The organism is Senegalia massiliensis (assembly GCF_900626135.1).
GTDB classification, from domain to species: domain Bacteria; phylum Bacillota; class Clostridia; order Tissierellales; family SIT17; genus Anaeromonas; species Anaeromonas massiliensis.
The window spans coordinates 373079-398400 of the sequence record NZ_LR130786.1; the positions used below are offsets into that span (position 1 = coordinate 373079).

Annotated in this window: 27 protein-coding genes and 1 riboswitch; of the genes, 5 read left to right on the forward strand and 22 right to left on the reverse strand. The window is 25.7% G+C overall.

The genetic code is table 11. The features are described 5' to 3' along the window. Window positions 1-11: 11 nt before the first annotated feature. From E0D94_RS11660 to E0D94_RS11680, 5 genes are all read right to left on the reverse strand, one after another. Window positions 12-269 carry a FeoA family protein gene (locus E0D94_RS11660; protein WP_130807739.1) on the reverse strand — a complete coding sequence of 86 codons (258 nt, stop codon included), beginning with the start codon at window positions 267-269 and terminating at the stop codon, window positions 12-14. 190 nt (window positions 270-459) lie between these two features. After that, entirely contained in the window at window positions 460-1239 is a 780-nt protein-coding gene (locus E0D94_RS11665; protein ID WP_165442958.1) for a serine hydrolase, read from the reverse strand. An 87-nt stretch (window positions 1240-1326) separates the two neighbouring features. After that, complete coding sequence (locus E0D94_RS11670) at window positions 1327-1854, reverse strand: permease (RefSeq protein ID WP_242620536.1); 528 nt, start codon at window positions 1852-1854, stop codon at window positions 1327-1329. Further along, on the reverse strand, window positions 1851-2333 hold the full coding sequence (locus tag E0D94_RS11675) for a permease (RefSeq protein ID WP_130807741.1): 483 nt from the start codon (window positions 2331-2333) through the stop codon (window positions 1851-1853). The genes E0D94_RS11670 and E0D94_RS11675 overlap by 4 nt, the downstream gene beginning before the upstream one ends. A gap of 1 nt (window position 2334) precedes the next feature. Next, entirely contained in the window at window positions 2335-2658 is a 324-nt protein-coding gene (locus E0D94_RS11680; RefSeq protein ID WP_130807742.1) for a cupin domain-containing protein, read from the reverse strand. 87 nt (window positions 2659-2745) lie between these two features. On the opposite strand from E0D94_RS11680, the gene E0D94_RS11685 reads away from it, so the two are divergent. Beyond that, window positions 2746-3417 carry a Crp/Fnr family transcriptional regulator gene (locus E0D94_RS11685; protein ID WP_165442959.1) on the forward strand — a complete coding sequence of 224 codons (672 nt, stop codon included), beginning with the start codon at window positions 2746-2748 and terminating at the stop codon, window positions 3415-3417. 26 nt (window positions 3418-3443) lie between these two features. Here the strand turns inward: E0D94_RS11685 and E0D94_RS11690 are convergent, their stop codons facing one another. The 4 genes from E0D94_RS11690 to E0D94_RS11705 all read right to left on the reverse strand — a co-directional run bounded on the left by E0D94_RS11690 (window position 3444) and on the right by E0D94_RS11705 (window position 8038). Then, window positions 3444-5720, reverse strand: coding sequence for a xanthine dehydrogenase family protein molybdopterin-binding subunit (locus E0D94_RS11690; protein ID WP_130807744.1), 2277 nt, complete (start codon window positions 5718-5720; stop codon window positions 3444-3446). A gap of 1 nt (window position 5721) precedes the next feature. Further along, window positions 5722-6171, reverse strand: coding sequence for a (2Fe-2S)-binding protein (locus tag E0D94_RS11695; RefSeq protein WP_130807745.1), 450 nt, complete (start codon window positions 6169-6171; stop codon window positions 5722-5724). Further along, window positions 6171-6956: an FAD binding domain-containing protein gene (locus tag E0D94_RS11700; protein ID WP_130807746.1), complete on the reverse strand. Its 786-nt coding sequence runs from the start codon at window positions 6954-6956 to the stop codon at window positions 6171-6173. The genes E0D94_RS11695 and E0D94_RS11700 overlap by 1 nt, the downstream gene beginning before the upstream one ends. 91 nt (window positions 6957-7047) lie before the next feature. Beyond that, window positions 7048-7149: riboswitch (purine riboswitch) on the reverse strand. 76 nt (window positions 7150-7225) lie between these two features. Next, complete coding sequence (locus E0D94_RS11705) at window positions 7226-8038, reverse strand: metallophosphoesterase (protein WP_130807747.1); 813 nt, start codon at window positions 8036-8038, stop codon at window positions 7226-7228. Between the two features lie 110 nt (window positions 8039-8148). Here E0D94_RS11705 and E0D94_RS11710 point away from each other — a divergent pair, with 110 nt between their 5' ends. After that, a complete protein-coding gene (locus E0D94_RS11710) occupies window positions 8149-8907 on the forward strand; it encodes an IclR family transcriptional regulator (protein ID WP_130807748.1) in 759 nt (252 codons plus the stop codon). A 34-nt stretch (window positions 8908-8941) separates the two neighbouring features. Here E0D94_RS11710 and E0D94_RS11715 read toward each other — a convergent pair whose 3' ends face one another. The 10 genes from E0D94_RS11715 to E0D94_RS11760 form a co-directional block, all read right to left on the reverse strand. Continuing rightward, window positions 8942-10309 (reverse strand): YjiH family protein, encoded by a 1368-nt coding sequence (locus E0D94_RS11715; RefSeq protein WP_130807749.1) that lies wholly within the window; start codon window positions 10307-10309, stop codon window positions 8942-8944. Between the two features lie 25 nt (window positions 10310-10334). Then, a complete protein-coding gene (locus tag E0D94_RS11720) occupies window positions 10335-11339 on the reverse strand; it encodes a C-terminal binding protein (protein ID WP_130807750.1) in 1005 nt (334 codons plus the stop codon). Between the two features lie 12 nt (window positions 11340-11351). Further along, window positions 11352-12515, reverse strand: coding sequence for a pyridoxal phosphate-dependent aminotransferase (locus E0D94_RS11725; RefSeq protein ID WP_130807751.1), 1164 nt, complete (start codon window positions 12513-12515; stop codon window positions 11352-11354). 170 nt (window positions 12516-12685) lie between these two features. Continuing rightward, window positions 12686-13555, reverse strand: coding sequence for a cation diffusion facilitator family transporter (locus tag E0D94_RS11730; RefSeq protein WP_130807752.1), 870 nt, complete (start codon window positions 13553-13555; stop codon window positions 12686-12688). 143 nt (window positions 13556-13698) lie between these two features. Continuing rightward, window positions 13699-14019, reverse strand: coding sequence for a putative heavy metal-binding protein (locus E0D94_RS11735; RefSeq protein WP_130807753.1), 321 nt, complete (start codon window positions 14017-14019; stop codon window positions 13699-13701). 91 nt (window positions 14020-14110) lie between these two features. Beyond that, window positions 14111-14800: a response regulator transcription factor gene (locus tag E0D94_RS11740; RefSeq protein ID WP_130807754.1), complete on the reverse strand. Its 690-nt coding sequence runs from the start codon at window positions 14798-14800 to the stop codon at window positions 14111-14113. Between the two features lie 42 nt (window positions 14801-14842). Next, a complete protein-coding gene (locus tag E0D94_RS11745; RefSeq protein WP_130807755.1) occupies window positions 14843-16288 on the reverse strand; it encodes a hypothetical protein in 1446 nt (481 codons plus the stop codon). Further along, on the reverse strand, window positions 16281-17687 hold the full coding sequence (locus tag E0D94_RS11750; protein WP_130807756.1) for a sensor histidine kinase: 1407 nt from the start codon (window positions 17685-17687) through the stop codon (window positions 16281-16283). The genes E0D94_RS11745 and E0D94_RS11750 overlap by 8 nt, the downstream gene beginning before the upstream one ends. Before the next feature lie 23 nt (window positions 17688-17710). After that, window positions 17711-18580 (reverse strand): polysaccharide deacetylase family protein, encoded by an 870-nt coding sequence (locus E0D94_RS11755; RefSeq protein ID WP_165442960.1) that lies wholly within the window; start codon window positions 18578-18580, stop codon window positions 17711-17713. Between the two features lie 110 nt (window positions 18581-18690). Next, a complete protein-coding gene (locus tag E0D94_RS11760; protein WP_130807758.1) occupies window positions 18691-18846 on the reverse strand; it encodes a Spo0E family sporulation regulatory protein-aspartic acid phosphatase in 156 nt (51 codons plus the stop codon). Window positions 18847-18987: 141 nt separating this feature from the next. Here E0D94_RS11760 and E0D94_RS11765 point away from each other — a divergent pair, with 141 nt between their 5' ends. Continuing rightward, on the forward strand, window positions 18988-19368 hold the full coding sequence (locus E0D94_RS11765; protein ID WP_130807759.1) for a helix-turn-helix domain-containing protein: 381 nt from the start codon (window positions 18988-18990) through the stop codon (window positions 19366-19368). A gap of 33 nt (window positions 19369-19401) precedes the next feature. On the opposite strand, the gene E0D94_RS11770 is transcribed toward E0D94_RS11765, so the two are convergent. Together E0D94_RS11770 and eutH are read right to left on the reverse strand one after the other, a co-directional pair. Further along, window positions 19402-21180, reverse strand: coding sequence for an aminopeptidase P family protein (locus E0D94_RS11770; protein WP_130807760.1), 1779 nt, complete (start codon window positions 21178-21180; stop codon window positions 19402-19404). Window positions 21181-21197: 17 nt separating this feature from the next. Continuing rightward, entirely contained in the window at window positions 21198-22325 is a 1128-nt protein-coding gene (gene eutH, locus E0D94_RS11775) for an ethanolamine utilization protein EutH (RefSeq protein ID WP_130807761.1), read from the reverse strand. A gap of 136 nt (window positions 22326-22461) precedes the next feature. On the opposite strand from eutH, the gene E0D94_RS11780 reads away from it, so the two are divergent. Together E0D94_RS11780 and E0D94_RS11785 are read left to right on the forward strand one after the other, a co-directional pair. Beyond that, window positions 22462-23169, forward strand: a complete 708-nt coding sequence (locus tag E0D94_RS11780; RefSeq protein WP_130807762.1) for an ABC transporter ATP-binding protein — start codon at window positions 22462-22464, stop codon at window positions 23167-23169. After that, window positions 23162-24772, forward strand: a complete 1611-nt coding sequence (locus E0D94_RS11785) for a hypothetical protein (protein ID WP_130807763.1) — start codon at window positions 23162-23164, stop codon at window positions 24770-24772. Before E0D94_RS11780 ends, E0D94_RS11785 begins: the two co-directional genes overlap by 8 nt. 84 nt (window positions 24773-24856) lie before the next feature. On the opposite strand, the gene E0D94_RS11790 is transcribed toward E0D94_RS11785, so the two are convergent. Beyond that, window positions 24857-25321 carry a DUF3887 domain-containing protein gene (locus tag E0D94_RS11790; RefSeq protein ID WP_130807764.1) on the reverse strand — a complete coding sequence of 155 codons (465 nt, stop codon included), beginning with the start codon at window positions 25319-25321 and terminating at the stop codon, window positions 24857-24859. Between the last annotated feature and the right edge of the window lies 1 nt (window position 25322).

A 25322-nucleotide genomic window follows, 5' to 3' on the forward strand; every position in this document is an offset into this window, starting at 1 on the left:
ATATTTTCCCCCTATCTAGCTATAGCTGCTTCATATGCAGCAGATTTTGTTGTCAATTCATCTATTGTAATTTTCTTTGCTAACTTTCTACCTATAGCAATTTCTTGTAAATTTTTCTTGATAATTACAGGTCCACCTGGTATTTTTTCAGCACATTCTACTGTAGTTCCTTCTGAAATTCCAAACCTTAATGTTTTTGCTTTTACCAATGTATCTGGAATATTAACTATTTTAAATTTATCTCCTCTTTTTACATCAGCTAAATTCATATAAATTCCTCCTATATATAATATTTATAATTAATATCTTTTGAAATGTATTCTCATTATATCACAAAAAAAATAATATGTAATTAGCTAATTAAATTTTTGTCTAATGAGAACAACTTTCTCTTAATGATCATCATTATGTATGCTCGTTTAAATTTAGTTAATAAAAACAACTAAAAAACTATGGATATTAATATCCATAGTTTTTTAAGAAATCATTATATATTTTTTCTGATACTTCTCCTATTACCTTTCTACCATATATATTGTCATAAGCATCCCACGTGAGCATCACAAATAAATACTCAATATCTTTAAATATTACAATTCCAGCATCATGATTTGTATAAGGTATATTTCCAGTTTTATGATAAATTTTTGTATTAGACTTATCAATATTTCTAGCCATCATTCTATTATCCATTTGCTTTTTCATTATATTCATCATATTAACTGATGCATCTTTATCAATTAAATCTTTATAATATATTTTCTTTAATATATGTGCAATATCCCTTGAAGATGTGATATTATCAAAGCCTTTTTTCTTTCTTTCAAAATCCATCATTTTTCTATTAATCACAGTATTTTTAAGTCCTTCTTCACTTATAAACTTATTAATATTTTCAATTCTCAATATATCAATAAGTTGATTTGTAGCAGTATTATCACTTAAATTCATCATTAAAAAAATTAAATCTTTTATAGAATAACAATAATTTGATAAGTTTTTTATAAGACTTCCACCTACTATATTATCTCTATCAACATTTACTATTTTTTGACTCATAAATTCATCCTTAGATATTTGACTATAAGCTTCTGCCATTATAAATATTTTTATCATACTTGCAGAAGTGACTTCTGCATCTGAGTTAATATCAAATATAATTTTATTTGTTTTCAAATCTTCAACATATAAACTATATTTTAATTTATCCTCATTTATAATACTCTCCAAATCTATCACTATAAACTCTCCACCTTTAATTTTTAATTTATTAATTTATTAATTATAATATACCCAGTTATAGTGTAGTTTTTCACAAAAATTTAATTAAGCAATATTTTCTTTTTTTATATCATCTTTTTTTAAATTTTTTCCTATTATTTTACCCATTATATATATAGAAATTACTGTTAATATCCAACGTATTAACATAAAATTAAATCCAATAAACTTAATTTCATTGGCTAAAAGTGGTAACTTTATAACAGCCCAAGAACTTATTATTATTACAATATTTGATACTCCTGCACCTTTTTTAAGTAATGCACTTGCCATAGGAAAAGCTGCATATATTGGTCCTGCTGAAATACTTCCAAGTACAAAAGATAAAAATACACCTTTTTTTCCTGAACCTTCACCTAAATTCTTTAGTATAACTTTTTTAGGAATCCACATATCAATTAAAACAATCATTATAAATATAATAGGCATTACAACAAGCATTTCTTTGATATAATAACTGCTGTTTTTTAAAGATGTACTTGCAAGTTCTAATTTAAATATGAAAAGTAACAAGTACATGAAAATAACTGCTATTAATATCTTATTCTTTTTTATTGTCTTTTTATTAATCAAATAATCACCCCCATCACAAGAGAAATCAATATAGCAAAACCAAAACTTAATGAATTTCTTTGTAATGCAAATTTAGTTCCAAATTTATCCCTTTCTAATGGGAAAGTAACTATTCCAACCATTGTAAGTGTAGTTAAAAATCCAGATATTGGAGCTATTGCTGCTCCTGAATCTATAAGGGAACCTGCTAGTGGAAAAGCTACAAATGCCGGTATTAATGTTATACTTCCTATTACAGTAGATAATAATGTTGAAATATAAATATTAGATTCCCCTAATAATTTTTTTATTGTTTCTGGAGGTATTATAGCAAGAACTATACCTATAAGTAATAAAATACCAAATATACTTCCAAACATGTTTCTCATCATTGTAAAATTTTTTTTCATAGATTTTAAGGTTTTATTTCTATCTTTAACAAATGACACTAATAATCCTATAAATGATAATATTAAGAAACCAATACTAAAAATATCCATATTATTTCTCCACATCTTTAGGATTAGGTGCTTTTATAACAAATATTTCAAGTGTCTCATCATCCATATTTGTTACATTCATAAAGGTCTTATAAGGAATATTTAGTATGCTTCCTTTTTCATATTTAATTACATTTTGATTGTTTAATTGTAATGATAATATTCCTCTTGTTACTATCATATAAACATTCGAATTAGCATTATGCTTTGGTAATCCATCTCCTTTAGAAAATATCATGTGGTTTAAATGAATATTTTCATCATTAATAATTTTTTCTACAATCTTTTGTTCTCCTTTATTAAACTTAAACATTTTTTGAATCATAAAAACTCCTCCTTTATATTCTATCTACCTTATATTATAATGATAATATATGTTAAATCTGTAACCATAGTTACGAAAGGAAAAATAATGAATTATAAAAAATACTTTGATATTATTAATTCTAATGAATTATTTAAAGATATTTCTAATGCTGAATTAGAAAATTTATTTAACTCTAATAAACTTTCACTAAAAAAATATACTAAAAAACAAATAATATATTTTCAAAATCAAGAATGTAAAACTTTTGATATACTACTTTATGGTAAAATATCTGTTCAAAAATTAGATGAAAATGGTAATATCCTTACTATAACTAATTTTAATCCAGGAGATTCTTTTGGTGGACATATGATTTTCGCAGATAATAATTATTATCCAATGAATTTAATATCTAAAACTAATTCTATAGTTTTAAATATTAAAAAATCACTTGTTATAGAACTATGTCAAAAAAATAAACATTTTCTATCTGAAATGTTAAGATCTATTTCTAATAAGACTATAATTATAAGTAATAAAATAAATGATATCTCTTTGAAAACTATAAGAAAATCAATTATTAATTATTTAAAATATGAATATCAATTACAAAATAGTTATAATTTAAATATAGAAATGACTAAAAAGGAATGGGCAGAAAAAATAGGAGTTCAAAGACCATCTTTATCTCGTGAGCTCATGAAAATGAAACAAGAAGGTTTAATAAGTTATAGTAGAAATAGTATTACAATAAAAGAAAAGAAGATATTATTCTAAATAGAATAATATCTTCTTTAAAAAAATTATGATAAAGCTAAAAAAACTTTTTCCGGCGTAATTGGTAAATCAGTAATTCTAACTCCTACTGCATTATATATTGCATCTACAATAGCAGGTGCTGGAGTATTTATTACCACTTCTCCAATGGATTTCGCTCCAAATGGCCCTGTTGGTTCATAACTTTCTTCAAATTCTACTTTAATATCTCCAAAATCTTTTCTTGTAGGAATTTTATATTGCATAAAACTATCTGTAGAAAGCTTTCCATTTTTAGTATATTTTACTTCCTCAAAAAGTGCTAGACCTATACCTTGAACTATACCACCTTCTGCTTGAATAGTTGCAAGTTTTGGATTTATAACCTTTCCACAATCTATTACAGATACATAATTAAGTAGGTCAACTTTTCCTGTTTCTTTATCAACTTCCACTTCTGCAAATCCTGACATAAATGGTGGAGGAGAAATATCACTTCCATGAGTAGCGTGACCCACTAATTGTTTTCTTCCTCCAAATCCTAATATTTGAAGTTCTGCTAACTTAGTTAAACTTATTTTTTTATCATTATCTAAGTTAAATATACTAGTTCCATCAAATTCTACTTTTTCCAATTTACATTCTAAATGATTAGCTCCACTTTCTAAAATTTTCTTTTTTAAATCTTTACATGCTTTTACTACAGCCATCCCTGTGACATAAGTTGTACTTGAAGCATAAGATCCTGGATCGTATGGAGATAAATCAGTATCTGACGCATTTACTGTTATATTTTCTATATTAGTATTTAAAGTTTCTGCAGCCATTTGAGTTAAAATAGTGTCACTACCTGTTCCCATATCTGTTGATCCTATTAAAAGGGTATATTTACCATCCTCATTTAATCTAATTTCAGCTGAAGCAGTATCAATGTTAGCTATACCAGATCCTTGCATGGTTACTGCCATACCTACTCCCCTTACCCTTGTATCTGAAATTTTTTTGCACGGGTATTTCTCATCCCATCCTACTAATGATTTTCCTCTTTCTATACATTTATGAAGTGTAGAACTGCCCAATTTTTCGTCTTCATGTAATAAAGAAGTTTCTCCTACTCTAATCAAATTTTTCAATCTAATTAGAGTAGGATCTATATTTAGCTTTTTAGATAATTTATTTATAGCTGTTTCCACTGCAAAAGTTCCTTGTGTAGCACCATACCCTCTAAATGCCCCTGATGACATTTTATTTGTATATACTACTTCCCCTCTAAATCTAACTGCCTTTGTCTTATTATATAATGGTAGTGTTTTATCTCCTACAAGATTAAATGTTGTGGGAGCATGCTCTCCATATGCTCCAGTATCAGATAATCCATAAATGTCTATAGCTTTTATAAAGCCCTCTTTATTTGCACCTAGTTTTACCTTTATTTTCATAGGATGACGACTATTTGTCGCAGTAAATGTCTCTTTTCTTGAAAGAATAATTTTAGCTGGTTTTTTAGTTTTCATAGTTACAATAGCTGCAAATATTTCAACTACCCCTGTTTGTTTTCCACCAAATCCTCCGCCTATTCTAGGTTTTATTACTCTTACTTTGCTAGATGGTAACTCTAATGCTTGTGAAATTTGTCTCTTAATATGAAATGGTATTTGAGTAGAACTTACTACTATAAGTCTACCAGTATGATCTAAATAACTATATGCTCTATATGTTTCCATCATACTATGTGCTTGTGCTTGAGTCCACACAGTTTCTTCTACAACTACATCACAATTTTCTAGTTCTTTTTCCACATCACCAATCTCAAGATCTTTAGTTGTTACTATATTTTTTTTCTGTTTCATTCCTATATCAAAATTACAATGTAAATTATCTTCTGGATGAATAATTGATTTATTATCTATTGCTTTTTCAAAATCTAGTATTGGATCAAAAACTTCATATTCAACTTTTATTAACTTAATTGCTTTTTCTGCTATTTCTTCATCTGTTGCAGCAATTATTGCAACTTCATCTCCAACATACCTTACTATATCATCTAAAATTAATCTATCATAAGGAGAAGGTTCAGGATAGGATTGTCCTGCTAAAGTAAATCTAACATTAGGTACATCTTTATATGTTAAAATACATTCTACTCCTTCTAATTTTTCTGCTCTTTTTACATCTATATTTTTAATTTTTGCGAAAGCATAAGGACTTCTTAATACCTTTATTATGAGAGAGTTTTTATCTGCTAAATCATCTGTATATACTGGCTTTCCCGTAGTAATAGCCATCCCATCAATTTTTGGTATGTTTTCACCTACATATCCCATATTATGCTACCCCCAAATATTTTTTTATTGCCCTTAATTGACCCTTATATCCTGTGCATCTACATAAATTTCCTGTTAAATAATGAATGATTTCTTCTTCTGTAGGGTTTTCTAATTCATTTTTCATAGCTAATACTGTAAGGATAAATCCTGGACTACAATATCCACATTGATCTGCCCCTTCAGCAACAAGTATCTTAGCAAATTCTTCTGCCTCATTTTCAAGTCCTTCCATGGTAGTAATATTTAATCCATCAGCTTTAATGGAAAGAACTGAACATGATAAAACAGGTTTATTATCAAGCCATATTGTACATAAACCACAATTAGAAGTGTCACACCCTCTTTTAAGACTTGATAATCCAATTTTTCTTAAGGTATCTACTAAATATTCATTCTTCTTTACCTCCATATATGTTTTTTTACCATTTAAGTTTATTGTTATTTTCATTATAATAACTCCTTTATAGCTCTTTTAATAAGAATCTTAGATATTGCTTTTCTATAGTCTTTAGATGCTCTATCATTTGTACCAAAATTCAATTCATCACTTGCAATATTTGCATAATAATCTAAATCTATAATCTCTTTACTATTAGATAATTCTCTAGAAGCTTTAAGAGCAATTTTAGCTCGATTAGGTCTTGCTCCTACACATATTTTAAAATTATCTTCAAGTCTTGAAACTGAAACATTTAATATTGGATAATCACTTACAGAATTTCTTAAGTCTTTGTAAACTGCTACTCTTTGATTTTTCTTTATAAATATTTTGGTTAATATATCTTTTTCATAAGAACTATTTAAAAACTCATCTAATTTTATTCTTCCAGTTTTAGCTAATTCAACTTCTGTATCTAATGCTAAAAGAGCAGTTATTATATCTGAAAATCCATATTTAGAAAAAACTGAAGCCCCAATAGTAGCAATATTTCTAAATTGAACTCCTACTATATTTTTAACAGAGTTTGGTATTACTCCTTTAAAGTTTTCTTTTAGAAGTTGATTAGTTTCTAAGTCTCGAAGTGTAGTATATGCTCCTATTTCTATATATCCATCTTTCTCTTTTATATAATTTAAATTAAGATTAGACAAATCAATAGCAGTACCTATTTTCTTCGAGCTCATCTTTAGAAAAGCACTACCTCCTATAACTGCATTATTCTTTTTAGAAATTAATGTTTCATAAGCTTCATTTATTGTATTTGGTTTTACATATTCTTTTATAATAAACATTTATTTTCTCCTCTCACTAATTAGCTTGTATAGTTAAAAAAGTGTTGATTCTGCCAACATGAGCAAAATCAACACTTTAAAATATCTAATAGTGTAGATTGAAATTGCTCATAGTCGAACCATTTACGGTAGTTCGGTAGAAACTTGCAGACCATATTACTGCTATTATATGAACTATATTTTATTATTAAATACATTTTACTATGGATATAGTTGTTACGTCAACCTATTCACATACTTTTCTTCATACAGATTAATTTTAGTTCGTATTATTTTAATGTAATTAGTATTATCTGTGGTATATTAAATAACCTTTGAGGAAATAAACTATTTCCAAGACCTCTACTAACTATTAGATTAGTTTTATCTATTTTATATAGTCCAGAATCATATTGTGGTAATATTCCTTGATCTGGAGCTAGTAATCCACCTATTAAAGGTACTCTTATTTGTCCACCATGAGCATGTCCTGAAAATACTAAATCAAAATTCTGGGTTGTATAATGCTCAATATAACTTGGTCTATGAGCTAAAAGTATGTTTATATCAGATTTTTCCATATTTATATTTTCTAATTTAGAAATTAATTCTGACTTTCCTTTAGATATAGTCTTATCTCTTACCCCTATAATATTTAACTTATATTCACCCTTTATTAAAATATCATTATTATCGTTTAATATATTCACATTTAATTTATTTAATTCTTCATATAAGGATAAAGATTTCTCACTTCTCTCTTCATGATTTCCAGTTATATAATATACAGATGCAACACTTGAACATTCCTTTAATAAAGCTACGCCATTTTCTATTCCATCTCTTCTACTATCTATCAAGTCTCCTGTGAAGAATATAATATCTGGATTTAAACTCTTTATTTTTTTCATTATTTTATTTTGATTTTTTCCAAATGATTTATTATGCAAATCAGATAAATGTAATATTTTAAGTCCATTAAATATTCCTAAATCTTTTCTTATATTAACTTTTAACTTAGTAACTTTTATAAAATTATTTTGTGTATATAGAAATACTATTAATAATAAAACAATTATAATTGAAATCCATACTTTATTCATATCTATTCTCCTAATATTATATTTTATAATTTATAATAGATTCTCATTATATCATTTTTTGGTATTTTCTGATATTATTATAATAGAAATATATATAAAGGTGGAGTATTATGAATGATATAAATATAATAACAATGGTAGATAGAGCTATGAATATAATTGAGTATATTTATAATAATACTGAAGAAGTGGGTGTATCTACTATTTCTAAAGACTTAGATTTACCTAAAGCTACTGTATTTAGAATTTTATCTACACTTGAAAAATGGGATGCAGTAGAAAAAGTAAATGATGATGGTAAATATATACTAGGCAAATCTCATATTAAATATGGAGAAAAATCAAAAAAACAATTTGATATAGTATCTATTGCAACTCCATATATGGAAAAACTTTCTGAAGATATAGGAGAAACTATAAACCTAGGAATGAAATATAAAGATAATGTTTTAATTTTAAAAAGTATTGAAGGAGAGTCTTCTATATTAGTTTCAAAATTAATACCTATAAGTCCTCTACATTGTTCTTCTATTGGTAAATTATTTTTAGCTGAATTTAATGATAAAGAACTTAGGGAATATTTTAATGCAAATATTTCTAAAAGAACTATTAATACTATAACTAATATACAACAATTTAATTATGAAAAGCAAAATATTATAGATAATTCTGTTGCTCATGATAATGAAGAATATGAATATGGATTAACTTGTCTTGCAAGTCCTATAAAAGATAAAAATGAAACTATAAATGCAGGAATTAGTATATCTGGTCCTACTACAAGACTACAATATAAAAATTTAGAATTCTTAGAAGAAAAGTTAAAATCTACTACAAAAGCTATATCAACTGAATTAAAGTTAATATAAGATAGACTCAGTTTAAACTGAGTCTAATCTTATATTATAATAATAACTTTGTCATTAATACTATTAATGGTATAGCTATTACAGTTCTTTCTAAAAATACAAACAATAACTCTTTAAATCCAATTGGAACTTTAGAATTTATTATTATTACTCCAACTTCAGTAAGATATATTATTTGTACAAGTGATAGTATACCTAATATGAATTTAGTTTCAATTATTTTAGATGGTGCTAAAATAAGTCCCGGTATAAACATATCTGCAAACCCTACTAGTGTAGCAGGTGATAATTCAAATGCCCCTTCTACACCTAATATATCTAAATAGAACCCAAAAGGATATGCAAGTATATTAAATACTGGAGTGAATTCTACTAATATAAGTGATATAGTTCCCCAAGAAAGTATAATTGGTGCTAGACCAAAAATAACGCTAAAAAACATATCATTCCCTTGTTTAATTACATCTGAAAATGTAGTATCTTTTGCTCTTAATGAAGCTGTTTCTACTGCATATGCAAATTTACTTTTGCCTTGAGGAACAGTTTCGTTTATGACTTTTCCAGTTTCTTTATTATAATCTTCTGTTACTCTATTCAATGGTGGTATTCTAGGTATTATTGCTGCAAGTATAAATCCTACAACTACTATAGTTAAATAAAAAGGTGTAAACAAATTTTCTATACCTATTATAGTAGCTACTATATAACAAAAAGGAATTGATACAAGAGAGAAATTAGTCATTATCACTGCCGCTTCTCTTCCAGAATAATAACCTGTATTATATTGTCTTTCCGTTAAAAGTACTGCTGCATTTGAAGCTCCAAACCAAGATGTCATTAAATCTACTGCAGATCTTCCTGGAACTGTAAATAATGGTTTCACCAAACTTCTTATTAATACACCTGAAAATTCCATTATTCCAAAGTCAGTTATAAGTGGCATAGTATATGATATTACTAAAAGTACAGACACCAATGACATAGTCAGGTCTAACATAGTCCCACCAGTACTACCTGAAATAATTGCTTCAGGACCTAATTGGAAAAACACCATTACAATAACTATTGCTCCTATTATTCTACTCACTAAATATAATGGAGTAGCAACTAATACTTTATTTAACCATTTATTTTCCTGTATAAAGTTTGGTTTGAAAAAATAATTTATTGTGGTCAATATAGCATTTATTACTACAAATATCAACATAATATATTTAGTATACTCATGAATATAACCTTTAACAAAATCTATTCCAATGCCTACTGGAATGTTAAAACTATTACCATATTTAATTGGGAATAAAAATAGTAAAGCACCAATAAGTGAAAATATTGCAAATTTTACTACGTCAGTTGTTCTTACATTACTTTTTTCTATTTTACCAATATCACTATCACTCATAAAATCACCCTTTTTTATTTTTTATCTATTGAATATTGTCAAGAACTTTAGGATTTATTACATTCATGGGTCTTTCTCCTCTTAATATTTGTCCTACAATTTTAGCTGTAGTTTTAATTTGTTGATCTGCTGCTTCCTCAGAAAGGTAAGCAGAATGAGCAGTTACTATTGTATTTTTTAAGTTTATTATTTTCTTTTCCAATTCCCCTGGTGGTTCAACTTCTAATACATCTAAACCTGCACCTAAAATCTCTCCATTTTTTAAAGAGTTATATAAATCTTCTGAATTAATTAACGCTCCTCTTGCAGTATTTATTATATATGCTGTATTTTTCATCTTTTTAATGTTTTCTTTTCTTATAAAATATTTTGTAGAATCTACTAATGGAGCATGTAATGATAAATAATCAGATTCTTTTAATAAAGTATCTGTTTCAACTTTTTCTACATTAAATTCATTCATATCCTCTTTTGTTACAAATGGATCTGAAGAAATAATTCTAACTCCAAAACCACTTAATTTTTTTGCTACTGCTTGTGGTATTTTGCCAAATCCATATAATCCTACTGTACTATTTTCAAATCTTTTAATTTTACCTAATATCTCTAGATCCCAGTTTCCTTCTTTTACATATGGAATCATTTTATATGTTTTCTTATAAAGGCTTAGAATTAACATTATGGTATGTGTTGCAACTTCTTCTGTACAATATCCTGAAACATTTGTAACAATAACATTATTTCTAGTTGCTGCATCAACATTTGCAGCATTATATCCTGTACTTGCAGCACAATAAGCACGTAATTTCAATTTTTCATAAATTTCATCATCCATTTTTTGATCCCAAGAAATTAAAACATCTATATCTTTACATTTTTCAATTAATTCATTTTTTGGTATTACATTTACAGACAAAAATTCATAATCAACATTTTCGTATTCTTTTTTTATATATTTGTCCATATTCCTTATATCTTTAGGATTCATACCAGGAACACCAAGAAATACTACTTTTTTTGTATTGAACATTTTATCTCTCCTTTAATTTTGAAATAATTTCATTTTTTCTATCCTATCAAATGCTTCTTTAAGCTTTTCTATTCCTACAGTGCAGGCTATTCTAACATAACCTTCACCTGCTTCACCAAAAGCTATTCCAGGCAATACTAATACATGAGCTTCTTTTAAAATTCGATCACTAACTTCAGTAGAAGATAATCCAGTTTCTTTAATATTTACAAATAAATAAAATGTACCTTTTGGTGATAATACACTCATATTTGGTATTTTATTTATTCTTTCATATGCATAAAAAATTCTATCTCGATATTCCTTTATCATAGGAGGTTGTATTTTTTCTCTATTTCTCAGAGCATATATTGCACCTCTTTGTGATATAGATGGAGCAGTAAATACTACATTTTCATTTATTTGTTGAATAGTTTTTATTATATAATCTGGAGCTAGTACATGTCCTATCCTCCAACCTGTCATTGTATAATCTTTAGAAAAGCTATTTATAGTTATTATTCTTTCTTTCATATCATCAATAGTAACCATTGGTATAAATGGATTCTGGTATGAATATGCTCCATATATTTCATCGGAAATTATAACTAAATCATATTTTTTAGCTATATATGCTATATTTTCAAGTGTACTTCTAGTAAAACAAGTTCCTGTTGGATTATTAGGTGTATTTATAATCAAAGCCTTAGTTCTTTCTGTTATTAAAGATTCTAATCTTTCAATATTTATTTGAAAATCTTCTTCTTCTAAAGTATCTAAGAATACAGGAACTCCTCTTGCAAGTTCAACTTGCTGTGGATAAGGTGTAAAAAAAGGCGAGTGTATAATTACTTCGTCTCCATCATCTATTATTGCTTCCAGTACAAGATACATTGCTAGACATCCACTAGCTACTACCATTATTTCTTCATCTTTAAAATCAATATGATAATCTTTTTTATACGTTTTTATTATCTCTTTTCTCAGCTCAGGATCACCTCTAAAATCAGTATATTTAGTGTGACCTGCTTTAGCATCTTTCATTGAATTATTAATAATTAAGTCATCTGTTACAAGATCAGGATCTCCCAAACTTAAATTAATTACATCATCAAAACTTGCTGCTAAAACATCCGACTGACCCATAGGAGTAGTTATATCTTTCCAATATCTTTTTGCAATAAACTTATGCTTCATCTTATCACCCTTACCTCTCTTAGTAATTTAGTTTAGAAAACGATTTCATTGATTCAGAAACGACGTTTCAATATAAGGTTAAAAAAAGAAACGTTGTTTCAAATACATTTTATAACAACATTTTTTTCTTGTCAACTGAATTTTTGGAAAATTTACAATATAAAATTAAATCAATTCTCATAATAGGGCTCAAAATGAGCTATTATTTGAATATCTTCATCAATATTTTCTTTCATATCTTTTTCTATCTTATGAATTAAATCATGTGAAGTTTTTATAGTCATTTCTGGAGGAAGCAACATATGTAAATCTAAAAAAACTTTTTTCCCTGTACTTCTACTACGTATTTTATGAACACCTTTTATATCTCTATATTTTTCTAAAATTTCTTTTATTTTTTCAGTATCAAGAGCTTTTTTATCTACTAATATTCTACTGCTAGATATAAATATTTCAATAGCAGCTTTAATTATAAAGCCTGCAACAATAAAGGATACAATCGGGTCTATTATATTAGGCAATCTCAAATTTATTAGTATTAATGTAAGAAGTACTCCAATAGAAACAAATATATCACTTCTTGTATGATATGAATCTGAAATCAATATTGAACTATTTAACTTTTTACCTTTCTTATATTCAAGAGTTGAAACTACAATATTTACTATAAGAGTTAATATTATAGCTAATATGCTATATAGACTTATATTTAATTTTGTAGGATTAAATAATTTGTTAAATGAATCCATAACTATATTACCAGATATAAAAAACAACATACCTGATATAACTAAAGAAGAAATTAGCTCAAACTTTTCATGTCCATAAGGATGATCTTTATCTGTAGGTTTTGATGCAAGTTTCACTCCTATTAATCCTGCTATATTTGAAGACCCATCTGCAAAAGAATGAAAACCATCTGCTATAAGACTTGCACTCATCACTATATTTCCTACAATTATTTTAATTATTGCAACTAAAAAGTTAGCAAATAATATTATCCAAAGTGTTTTACTAACTTCTTTATAATTATTATCCATTTTACAACCTCCTAAATTCTATATACCCAGCATACAATATTAAATTCTATTATATATTATGAAAATTTATTATTTAAGTTACTTTACACAAAAAAGTTAGAATTACAAATTGTAATTCTAACTTTTTATCATTTAATATTAATCTATTCTACAATAACTGCTGTTCCAGATGCAGTAACCATTAACATATTACCACTTTGTCCTAAAACTTCATAATCTATGTCTACACCTACTACTGCATTTGCTCCTAATTGTTTTGCCCTCTTTTCCATTTCTAATATTGCTTCTTCTCTTGCTCTAATCATTTCACCTTCATATGACTTTGAACGTCCTCCAAAGAAATTCGTAAGACCTGCTGCAAAATCTTTTATAAAATCCATTCCAGAAATAACTTCACCAAATACTATTTCTTTATATTCAATAATCTTCTTACCTTCAATCGTTGGTGTTGTAGTAGAAATCATTAAGTCACTCTCCCTTTATTTTTATTTGTTATATATTTACTTCTATATAATTATATATTTTCCTCCTTATTTATATGTTTTTTAATTATAATTAATTTGTTTTCCATCTATATCCATATCCCCAAACTGTTTCAATATATTTTGGCTCAGATGGATTTTCTTCTATTTTTTTTCTTAGCCTTCTTATATTTACATCTACTGCTTTATAATATCCAAAATAATTTTTTCCCCACACACTATCTATTATATCATTTCTGCTAAGTGCTTTATTGGGTTTCATCAGAAATAAATATATTAAATCATATTCAATAGGAGTTAACTCTATAATTTTACCATTTTTATATAATTGTCTGCCTTTTAAATCTATTTTAAATGGCCCTTGTATAAAATAATCTGATTTATTTTTCTTTAACAGTTCTACTCTTCTATATAGTGCATCTACACGAGCAACTAATTCACTAGGACTAAAAGGCTTAGTTACATAATCATCAGCACCAATAGATAGACCAGTTATTTTATCTATTTCTTGAGTTCTTGCAGTTAACATAATAATTCCAACTTGCTTATTATTTTTTCTTAATTGTTTACAAACTGAAAATCCATCAATTCCAGGTAACATTACATCTAAAATAGCAACATCAATTTCACTTTCATATAATGCTTTTCTTAGAGCTTCTTCTCCATCAATAGCTTCTATTACTTCATATCCTGCTCTTTTAAGATTAATTTTTATAAATTTTCTTATGCTTTCTTCATCTTCTAGTACTAATATTTTTGCCAATTACCTTGCAACTCCTTAGTAATTATAATGTTATAAATATATTTATTTAAGCTCTTCTTTTATTTTATCATTCCATAAATCCACATAATTATTAGTAGACCATTCTGCCATTATAACCTCTTCTTGATTTCGCTTTTCAATAATTTTTATAGGTTTGGAAGATAATAAATTATTTTCAATATAAAAAATATATATTTCATCTTCTGTAATTATTATAGCTAAATCCTTATTAGGTGAGGTGTATGCATCTATTGCTTGAGGTACTCTTGACTTAATATAATTCCAAGATAATAGTAAATCATTATATTTTATTAATTCATCAGTAGGTAAAATATTTATATTAAAATCCTTATAATTTTCTTTACCTTCCATCATGTAAAATAAACGCCCTTTCAAAATCCAGTATCCATTTCTTCTAGTCATAGTAAAACTTTGTTCATTAATGTTAACTTGTTTATCTTTTAATTCTTCTTGTCCCTTTGATATTAAAAAAGACTTTGCAGAATTATAATATGCTTCTTTCCCATTTTCAATATATATATCCTTTAGTAATACTCCTTGTGAAGAATTAATATTGTCTAAAGGTAACACCCTAAATCTAGGAGCAGAATTATCTTCACTATTTGCTTTGGTATATTCTGTTATAACATAGTCATCACTTACAAATTGAATCACTTTTTTCTCTTTTTCTAAATCCTTACGTTCTTTAATATCTACTGATTTGTTAATATTGTCTTCTACTGGACTTATTGATAAAGTATCTACAGAAGAAGTACTATTAATTTTCATATTCCAAAATCCATTTTTTCTTGGGATAAATAAATTATTTAATTCTAATATTGGATTTATTTTTTTATTTTCTGATGATATCCATAGTGTTCTATACCCATATTTAACATCAGAACTTTTTGGATCATGTGACCTTAGTCCTAATAAAACTCCTGAATCTAAGTTATTATCTAAATCATTTTCTTCCTTTATATATCCTGCATCTTGATTATCTTCTGAATTTATATCTATATTATTTGATACTTTTTTTAACTGTAAAAACATTCCATTATAATACATAAAAATATTTTTATTATCTTTATATATAATATCAAAGAAATAATTATTGCCTGATGTAACTATTAAAACATTTATATTTTCAGAATCAATATTTAAAACATTCATATCAATTTTATAATTATACAATAAATACTCATTGGTATTTACATTTTTTGATTTATATTCTGGATCTTTAATTAATTTTTTATTTATATATATATAGTCATCACTAAAAACAACTTTCTTATTTGATATATTTGATTGATTATTTTTTAAACCACCATCTTTTACATATGTCTTTTCTTTTATTTCCCATGTACCTTGTATAGCTATGTTTGGATTCTTTGGTGAAACAATGTTATCTCCATCATCTAATTCAATATTACAACCTTGTAAAATCAATATAAAAAATAATATTATTAATAACTTAAGTTTATTCATCTATTATCACCTTTTTAAATATAGGTATCTTAATTATAACTTTAGTTCCTTGTCCTAAATCACTCTCAATATTTATTTGTCCATTATGCATTTTTATTATTTCATCACTTATAGAAAGACCCAAACCTGTATTAGATTTATTAGTTTTACCTTTGTAAAATTTCTCCTTAACCTTTGGAAGGTCCTCCTTACTAATGCCATAACCATTATCTTTAATCTCTATTATTAACATATCATTTTTTATTTGTGAAGATAATATTACATATCCTTTTGGTTTAGTGAATCTAAATGCATTATCTAAAATATTTATTAAAACTTGCTTTATTCTATCTCTATCAACATATACTTTATCATTATCTCCTTTAAAGTCTACATTAAAAAACAAATTTGCCCTTTGAGCTCTTGGCATCATATTAATTCTTATATAATCAAGTATATCTTTAAAATTTGTCTCTTGTATATTTAGTATCATTTTTCCTGAATTAAACCTAGAAAAATCTAATAATTCTTCTACCATTTTAGTTAATCTTTCAGTTTCATTTTCTATTATAATTAAACCATCTTTTAAAATTTCCTCATTATCATTATTGTCTGTGTTTAAAGTAGATGCCCACCCCTTAATTGATGTAAGAGGTGTTCGTAATTCATGTGATATAGAAGATATAAATTCATTTTTAAGTTGTTCCTTTTTTGTTATTTCTTCAGCCATATAATTAAGTGTATCATTTAACTTGCCTATTTCATCATTATAGTCATTACTTCCTCTTACTTTAAAATTACCTTCAGCCATTTGTTCTGCAATTTTTGTCACGTCTTTAATAGGTGATACTATGGTTTTGGATATAATATAACTAACTGAAATTGCTATAACTATAACTCCTAAACCTATAAATATAAAAACCATTGAAATATTTATAATTGCTTTATTAATCTTTTCTAAAGAAGTAACAAATCTAATTACACCTATTTGTTTATTAGATGATATCAATGGATGTGATACTGCCATTACTTCATGCTCATCATAATTTACTTTTCCAATCCATGTAGCATACTTTCCTGATAGAGCTTTTCTTACATCACTTGTTGATAATTTATCCTTGTGTATTACTCCTATAGAATCCATTAAAACATTACCTTCTAAGTCTAGTATTTGAACTTGACTCTCTGTTTGATTCCAAAAAACATCAACATTATCTAATATATTATCTTTAAGTGAAACATTGGAAAAGTATCTTGAATAAAAATCAGATGATATTTTAATTTGATTTGTAATTATTTCTTCAGTATTCTTATAATAATAACTCTGAAGCAATTCTATTAATAATACTTCAAATATTAAAATAGTAATTACTATTATTAAAATAAACGCTCCTATTACTCTTGTCTTTATGCTTTTCATTTTTCCAACCTTCTATATATATTTTACTCTAAAACACCAAATTCATATCCTTCATTTTTCAAGTAATCAATTACCATTGGTAAAGACTCTACTGTGTTTTTCTTTGTAGCAGAATCATGCATAAGAATAATAACTCTTTTTTTATTTTTTGTTGTTTCTTTTATATTCAACAATAATTCATTTGGAGTTTTATTTCTACCTTCTGAATCTTTGTTCAAAGCATTCCAATCAACATATTTATAGCCTTGATTTTCTATTGCTTGTCTATATACTGTCTTATTTTCTCCAAATGATCCCCCTGGAAATCTAAAAAGATTACTTTTAAAATTATACCCTAATATTTCTTTTAATATTTTGTTGGTTTTATTAACCTCACTTAATAACATATCTGTAGATGAATATATTTTTTTATACTCATGAGAATATGTATGATTTCCTATTTTATGATTTTTATTATATATTTCTTTGATTATTGAATGATTCTCCTTAGCGAGTTTACCTAAAACAAAAAAAGTCGCTTTAACATTCTCTTCATCAAGTATTTTTAATATTTCAGTAGTATTTTTACTTGGGCCATCATCAAAAGTTAGAAATGCAATTTTTCTATCATCATTCTTATATGCTTCCTCTACTGGTACAGTTAATACATTATCTATATCATTATCTATATCATTATCTATATCACCTTCTGTATTATCAGTCGATAAATCAGTTTCATTATAATCTTTCTTAAATTCTATCCTATTTTGACTTGAATTCTCATCATTATTTTGAATATATATTTCTTTGCCACTATAACTTACACTTTTATGGTTTCCAATTAAAATAATTATGATTACAATTGATATTATACATAAAAATATGAATCTTATAAACCTTTGTTTTCTACTCACCTTTATCCTCCCAAAATTTCATATATCTTTCTAACAATATATATCTTATAAAATATAAGAAGATTTTGAGTAACAAAACAGTATTAAATGGTTACAATAAGATTACATTACTAATATCTATCATCCTTTTTATTGCTATTAGAATGATATTCTAAAATATATTTATCTATTTTTTGACTTATTTTAATTATTATTTCTTTACTTATGTTCATATTAATAGCATTACATAAAATCTTCTTTCCAATAATTAGTTTATTAGTTTTCATTTAATCTCCCCCTATAACCTCAATATACATTAAATTTTATAACATATATTAGCAATAAGCAAGTTTAATATATATGCAATAGGCACATTAAAATATATCTGAAAATCCGTTAAAGTATAAAGTAAGTTAGGAGTTGTTTTTATGGAAAATAATACACCTATAGATAATAAATCCATAGGCTTAAGAATAAGAAATGAAAGAGAGAAATTTAAACTTTCAAGAGAAGAACTAGCCGAATTAATAAATCTTTCTGATTATTATATAGGACAATTAGAAAGAGGAGAAAGACAGATGAGTTTAACAACTATGGTAAATATATCTAAACACCTTCACATTTCTCTTGATTACTTAATTTTTGGGCATAAAACAAATAGAAATGAAGTAGTCCTAGAAAATAATGGATTTTATTTAAAGGAAAATTTAGAAATTAATGAGTTATTAAGTTTACTAAATAAATGTTCTGATAAGGAATTAGAGTTGTTCCAGAAACTATTAAGAACAGTTCTGCCATATATTACATAAGTTTAAAGGTACCTAATAGGTACCTTTAAATTATTATATTTCTCTTGTTTGATTTTTAAGCCACTTTTGTAAATCTTCCTCTAAATATGGACTTAATTTATTATATACTTCTTTATGATAATCATTTAGCCATTTCTTTTCTTCATTATCTAACAATGCAGGTTCTATAGCATCTAAATCAATTGGACAATATGAAATTGTTTCAAAATCCATAAATTTACCAAATTCACTTTCAAACTTTTCTTTAACAACTATTGTATTTTCTATTCTAATACCATGCTCACCATTTCTATAAATACCTGGTTCATTAGTTAAAATCATATTTTCTTCTAATTTTATTTTATTAGGCTGTCTACTAATACTTTGTGGACCTTCATGTACATTTAAGAAAAATCCAACACCATGACCAGTACCACATTTATAGTCTAGACCTTTTTCCCACATAGGTTTTCTTGCTATTATATCTATATTAGATCCTGTTGCTCCATATAAAAATACTAATTTATCAAGAGCTATATGAGATTTTAATACAAGAGTAAAATCTGATTTTTCTTTCTCAGTAACATCTCCTAACACTATAGTTCTTGTAATATCTGTTGTCCCGTCTAGATATTGACCACCAGAATCTATTAAAAATAAACTTTTATCTTCTAAAGTGTATTGGCTCTCTTTATTTGCTTTATAATGCATCATAGCAGCATGATCTTTATACCCTGCTATTGTATCAAAACTAATACCTTTAAATTTATCATTCATTCTTCTAAAGCTTTCAAGTTTTTTAATGGCATCTATTTCAGTAATTTTTTCTTTAGCTACATTTTCTTTTAACCAATGAATAAACTTAACCATAGCTACTCCATCTCTAATTTGACAATCTTTTAAATTTTTAATTTCAATATCATTTTTTATAGATTTAAGACTTGTAGCTATACTTGTTCCCGTAATTTTATTCGTATTTTTAGGTAAAGCTTTGTATAAATATCTATTTATCTTTGATTCATCTAAATATACATTATTATTTTCAGTTATATTATTTAAATCTTCAGCTATTTTTTCATATTCCTTTATTTCAACTTTGTTTTCTTCTAAAGTATGCTTAGCCTTATCATTTAATTTATCTTTATTTAAATAAATTGTAGCTTTGTTATGAGATACTACAGCATATGCATATACAACTGGATTATTAGGTACATCTGTTCCACGTATATTAAACAGCCAAGCAACATTATCTAAGCTGCCTAAAATATAATAATCAGCATTATTTTCTTTCATTTTTTCCCTTACAGATTGTAACTTCTCTCTTGTACTCTTTCCAGCATATTTTGTATCATGATTGTATATTTCATTAAAATTTTGTTTGCCTCTATTATCCCAAATTTTTGTTATAAAATCATACTCATCATTTACATTTATACCAGTATTCCTAAACTTTTGTATAATATCTTTTGCAGTTGATTGTGATATAACTTTTCCATCAAATCCTACATTACTACCTTTATCTAATACCTCTTTTAGCCATTCAGTATATGTAGGCACTCCTTCTAGACCTTGCTTAAATAAATGTATTCCAGAGCCCTTAAGTTGTTCCTCTGCTTGTATATGATATCTTCCATCAGCCCATAAACCATTTTTGTGCATAGTTATAACCACAGTACCAGCTGATCCTGTAAATCCTGATATAAAACTTCTCATTTTAAAATACTCTGCCACATATTCTGATTGATGTGGATCTACATCTGAAATTATATAAGCATCAATTCCATTTTGCTTCATGAGTTTACGTAGTCTTTCAATATTGGTTTTAATATTCAAATCAATCCCTCCAATTATTATTTCTTTATTTTAAAAGCTAAATGTTTTCTTCTAAATTTCTTATTCTTGAAATAACTTCCATATTCTTTAGTTGAAACAAATATCACTATGATACTAGAGATTCCTGCAACTATTTTTCCTACTATAAATGGTCCTATTATATCAGGTGAAACACCTAAAACAAATGCCATTTGTCCGCCAAATACAAAAGATGCACTTACAGCAAATGCTGAATTTATGACTTTACCTTTATTATCCATCTTATCATATATAGAAATCATAGGTATTGTATTAACAAGAGATGTAATTACTCCAAGTATAGAGTTCTTATTTACATTTAGCTTATTTCCAATAGAACTGAGTCCTTTTTCTAATTTTTCTGATATAAAAGACACTAAAGGATATGCTCCTGAAAGAATAATAGCAATTTTACCTATAACTACTAACCCCTCTTCAATTGGAATTATATCATTAAATATACTAATACCCAAAGTAAACTTCAAAATTCCTACTATTAAACCAAATGTACTAAGTAATAGTATAAATTTATTAAATCTTTCAAAAGCATTAAATAATTTATCAGGACATAAAAAAAGTCCCATTGATATCATAATAGAAAATAATAATATAGGAATGTGATTCAATAATAAAGTATCAAAATCTATTCCCATCATAACGCCAGAAACTAAACTACCTAATGGGATAGTTATTATTCCATATAAAATTCCTTTTGAAAAATGTTTTTTATCTTTATCTTTTATCATTCCAAGGGCAATAGGAATAGTAAACACAAGTGTAGCACCTAGCATTGAACTAAGTATAAGTCCAGAGAAAAGTCCAATTTGAGCATCATGTGCTATAGCTAATGAAGCATTAAATCCTCCCATATCTGGAGCCAAAAATATTCCTATAAATATAGATGGATCTATTCCTGTTACTTTTGAAATTGGAAAAAGTAAAGGCGATATAACTTTAGCTATAAGTGGAGATATAGTATAAATACCTAACATAGTAAGGGCAAGACCTCCCATAGATTTAAAGCCTTCTTCAAAATGATTGCCAAGATTCATCTTATTTCCAATTACTTTATCTATGGCGGATATTATGGAAAATGATATTATAATCATTATTATTAAATTACTCATTATATCACCTCTAATATTTTAATATACAATCATTATACTTGCTTCATATGGTATTGTCTATAGATTTGATATATTGATAAAAAATCACCTTTATAATATAATGATATGTATTAAATAGAAAATATTGGAGGTATATATGAAGTTAATAATTGAAAATATTAGTAAGTCATTTGAAAATAAAAGCGTACTTGAAAACTTAAATTTTGAATTTAATAGGGGAAATATATATGCTCTTCTTGGAAGAAATGGAGCAGGAAAAACAACATTTTTTAATATATTATCAGAAGAGTTAAAATCAGATGAAGGTAAAGCTTACATAGAAATAAATGGTGAGAGAAAAAAATTAGAATCTACTGACTTATCATATGTATATTCTGACCCTATACTTCCTGAATTTTTAACTGGATATGAGTTCATAAAATTTTTTATAGATATAAATAAAGATAAGTTAGATCATCCCTTATTAATAGATGAATATTTTGAAATAATAAAAATTAATTATGAAGACAGACATAAATTAATCAGGTCATATTCTCATGGAATGAAAAACAAACTACAAATGCTCATGTTTGTAATAAGAAGACCCCCTATAATATTATTAGATGAACCTTTAACATCATTGGATGTGGTTGTAGCGTTAGAAATAAAGAGACTCCTTAGAGAAATTAGAAAGGATCATATAATTATATTTTCTACCCATATACTTCAATTAGCAAAAGACTTATGTGATGAAATAGTAGCTTTAAATAATGGCAAGTTATCACTTATGCAAAAAGAGTTATTACAAAATCCTGATTTTGAAGATAAAGTTATAGAAATGCTTGAGGAAAAAACAAATGCTTAGAACAATTAAACAAATATCACATATACAATTTTCAATATCAATAAATGCGTTTTTATATTTTTTAAAAAAGATACCTTTAATCAAAAACTTATTTAAAAATATTAATTATTCTTTTATGAAATTTAAAAGTATACTAAGTGTTTTATCTATAATTTGGAACTTTGTTAGTACACCTATAAAAACTGCTTTATCATTTTTGCTGCCTATTTTTTTACCTGCATTTTTGATATTTGATGGTGATATAAATATAAATGTTATATTTTCGCTTATACTTTCATTTTATTTTATATTAGCATTTGTATTTTCAAATGCACTCTCTACAGATAAAGAAAAGTTTATTTTAATAAAACAAATGAGAATGCCACCTAAAGAATATTTTATTTCTAAAATATTCTTTGAAGAAACTGTTAAATTTTTAGGTAAAATAATATTTTTTTCTATATTTTTTATATTTTTAGATTTCAACTTTTTATTCGGAATTAAATTATCTTTAATGATATCTTCAATAAATATAATAAGTGAAGCATTATACCTTTTCTTATTTAATGAAAGACAATTTAATGTAAATAGTAAACCAATAATTCAAGTTATTATATATGCTATTATAGTTATAGTAAGTTATTTAGTATCCTTTTTACTTATGCCAAAATTATATTTTTCATTTGTATATTTTTTCTTTACAAGTAATATACCTTTTTTAATTACTTTAACTTTAGGTATATTATCAAGTATATACATATATAAATATGAAAACTTTTGGGATGTAATAAACTCTAAAAACACTATAGAAGATTTTAAAGAATTAAATGAAGTTTATAAAGAAGCTAATTTTATAGGTGTTAAATTAGATGAAAAAGATTATTCCACTGACGATTTACAGTCAAGTAAATTTAATAATAAAGAGGGATATGATTATTTGAACTCCATATTTTTCGAAAGGCATAAGAAAACAATATATAGACCAATGCTTATAAAATCAGCTATAATAATACTTAGTTTCATAGCTATATTGATATTAAATATATTTATAGATAATATCCCCAAAAAAGAATTAATTGATATGATAATAAATAAATATACATTATTTGTTTTTATAATTTATTTACTATCTAATTCGGAAAATATAATTAAATCACTTTTCTATAATTGTGATATATCATTACTTAAATACAGCTTTTATAAACAAAGTGATGCTTTACTCAAAATGTTTTTTTTAAGATTAAAAAAAATAATTTTTAGTAATATTATCCCTGTATTGATATTATGTTTAGGTCTATTAACCATTACATTTATTTATGATTCCTCAAGAATTATAGATATGATACCAGTTTTAATATTCATTATAGTATTAAATTTATTTTTTTCAATACATTATATTTTCATGTATTATATTTTTCAACCTTATACAACGGATTTAAAAGTTAAAAATCCTTTTTTTAAAATCATTAATTTTGCTGTGTATTTTATTTCTTATATGTCATTACAAATTGATGCACCAGCGAAAATATTTTTACCTATTACAATAGTAATTTCTATTATTTATATATTAATTGCAATCGCTCTAGTCTATAAAAAATCACCTCAAACATTTAGAACAAAGTAAGAATGTGTTAGCATAAATCCATAATTAAAGGCAAAATAATGTATAAAATTATACATTATTTTGCCTTATACTCTATTCTACATTTTATTGCATATTTTGTATCTTTTCAGAATTAATAAATAAACCTTCAATAAGTTGATTATCTTTATCAAATACTGTCGTTACAATAACTTCATTCTTTTCATTTGAATAATCTGAACTATAAATTAACTTTATATTATTTTCATCTACTTCTTCTGTAGTTAATAATTTTTTAGAACCTTTTATATACTCACCTATTAATTCAGATATAGGTAAAACCTGTTCTTTAAACATTTTTTCATTTAGATGTGATTTCATACTTTCACTAAAATCTTTACTAAAGGATTCATAATCTTTTTTATCTATAGAAATTAAAAAGTTTTCTACTATTTCATCTGTCCAAGATGATACAGTTTCTTCAGGTGTTTTCATATTATCATTTACTTGTTCATTTTCACTATTGCATCCAATCAATGAGCTAAACATTAAAGCTATAATTATAATCAAAATTATTCTATTACTTCTCATA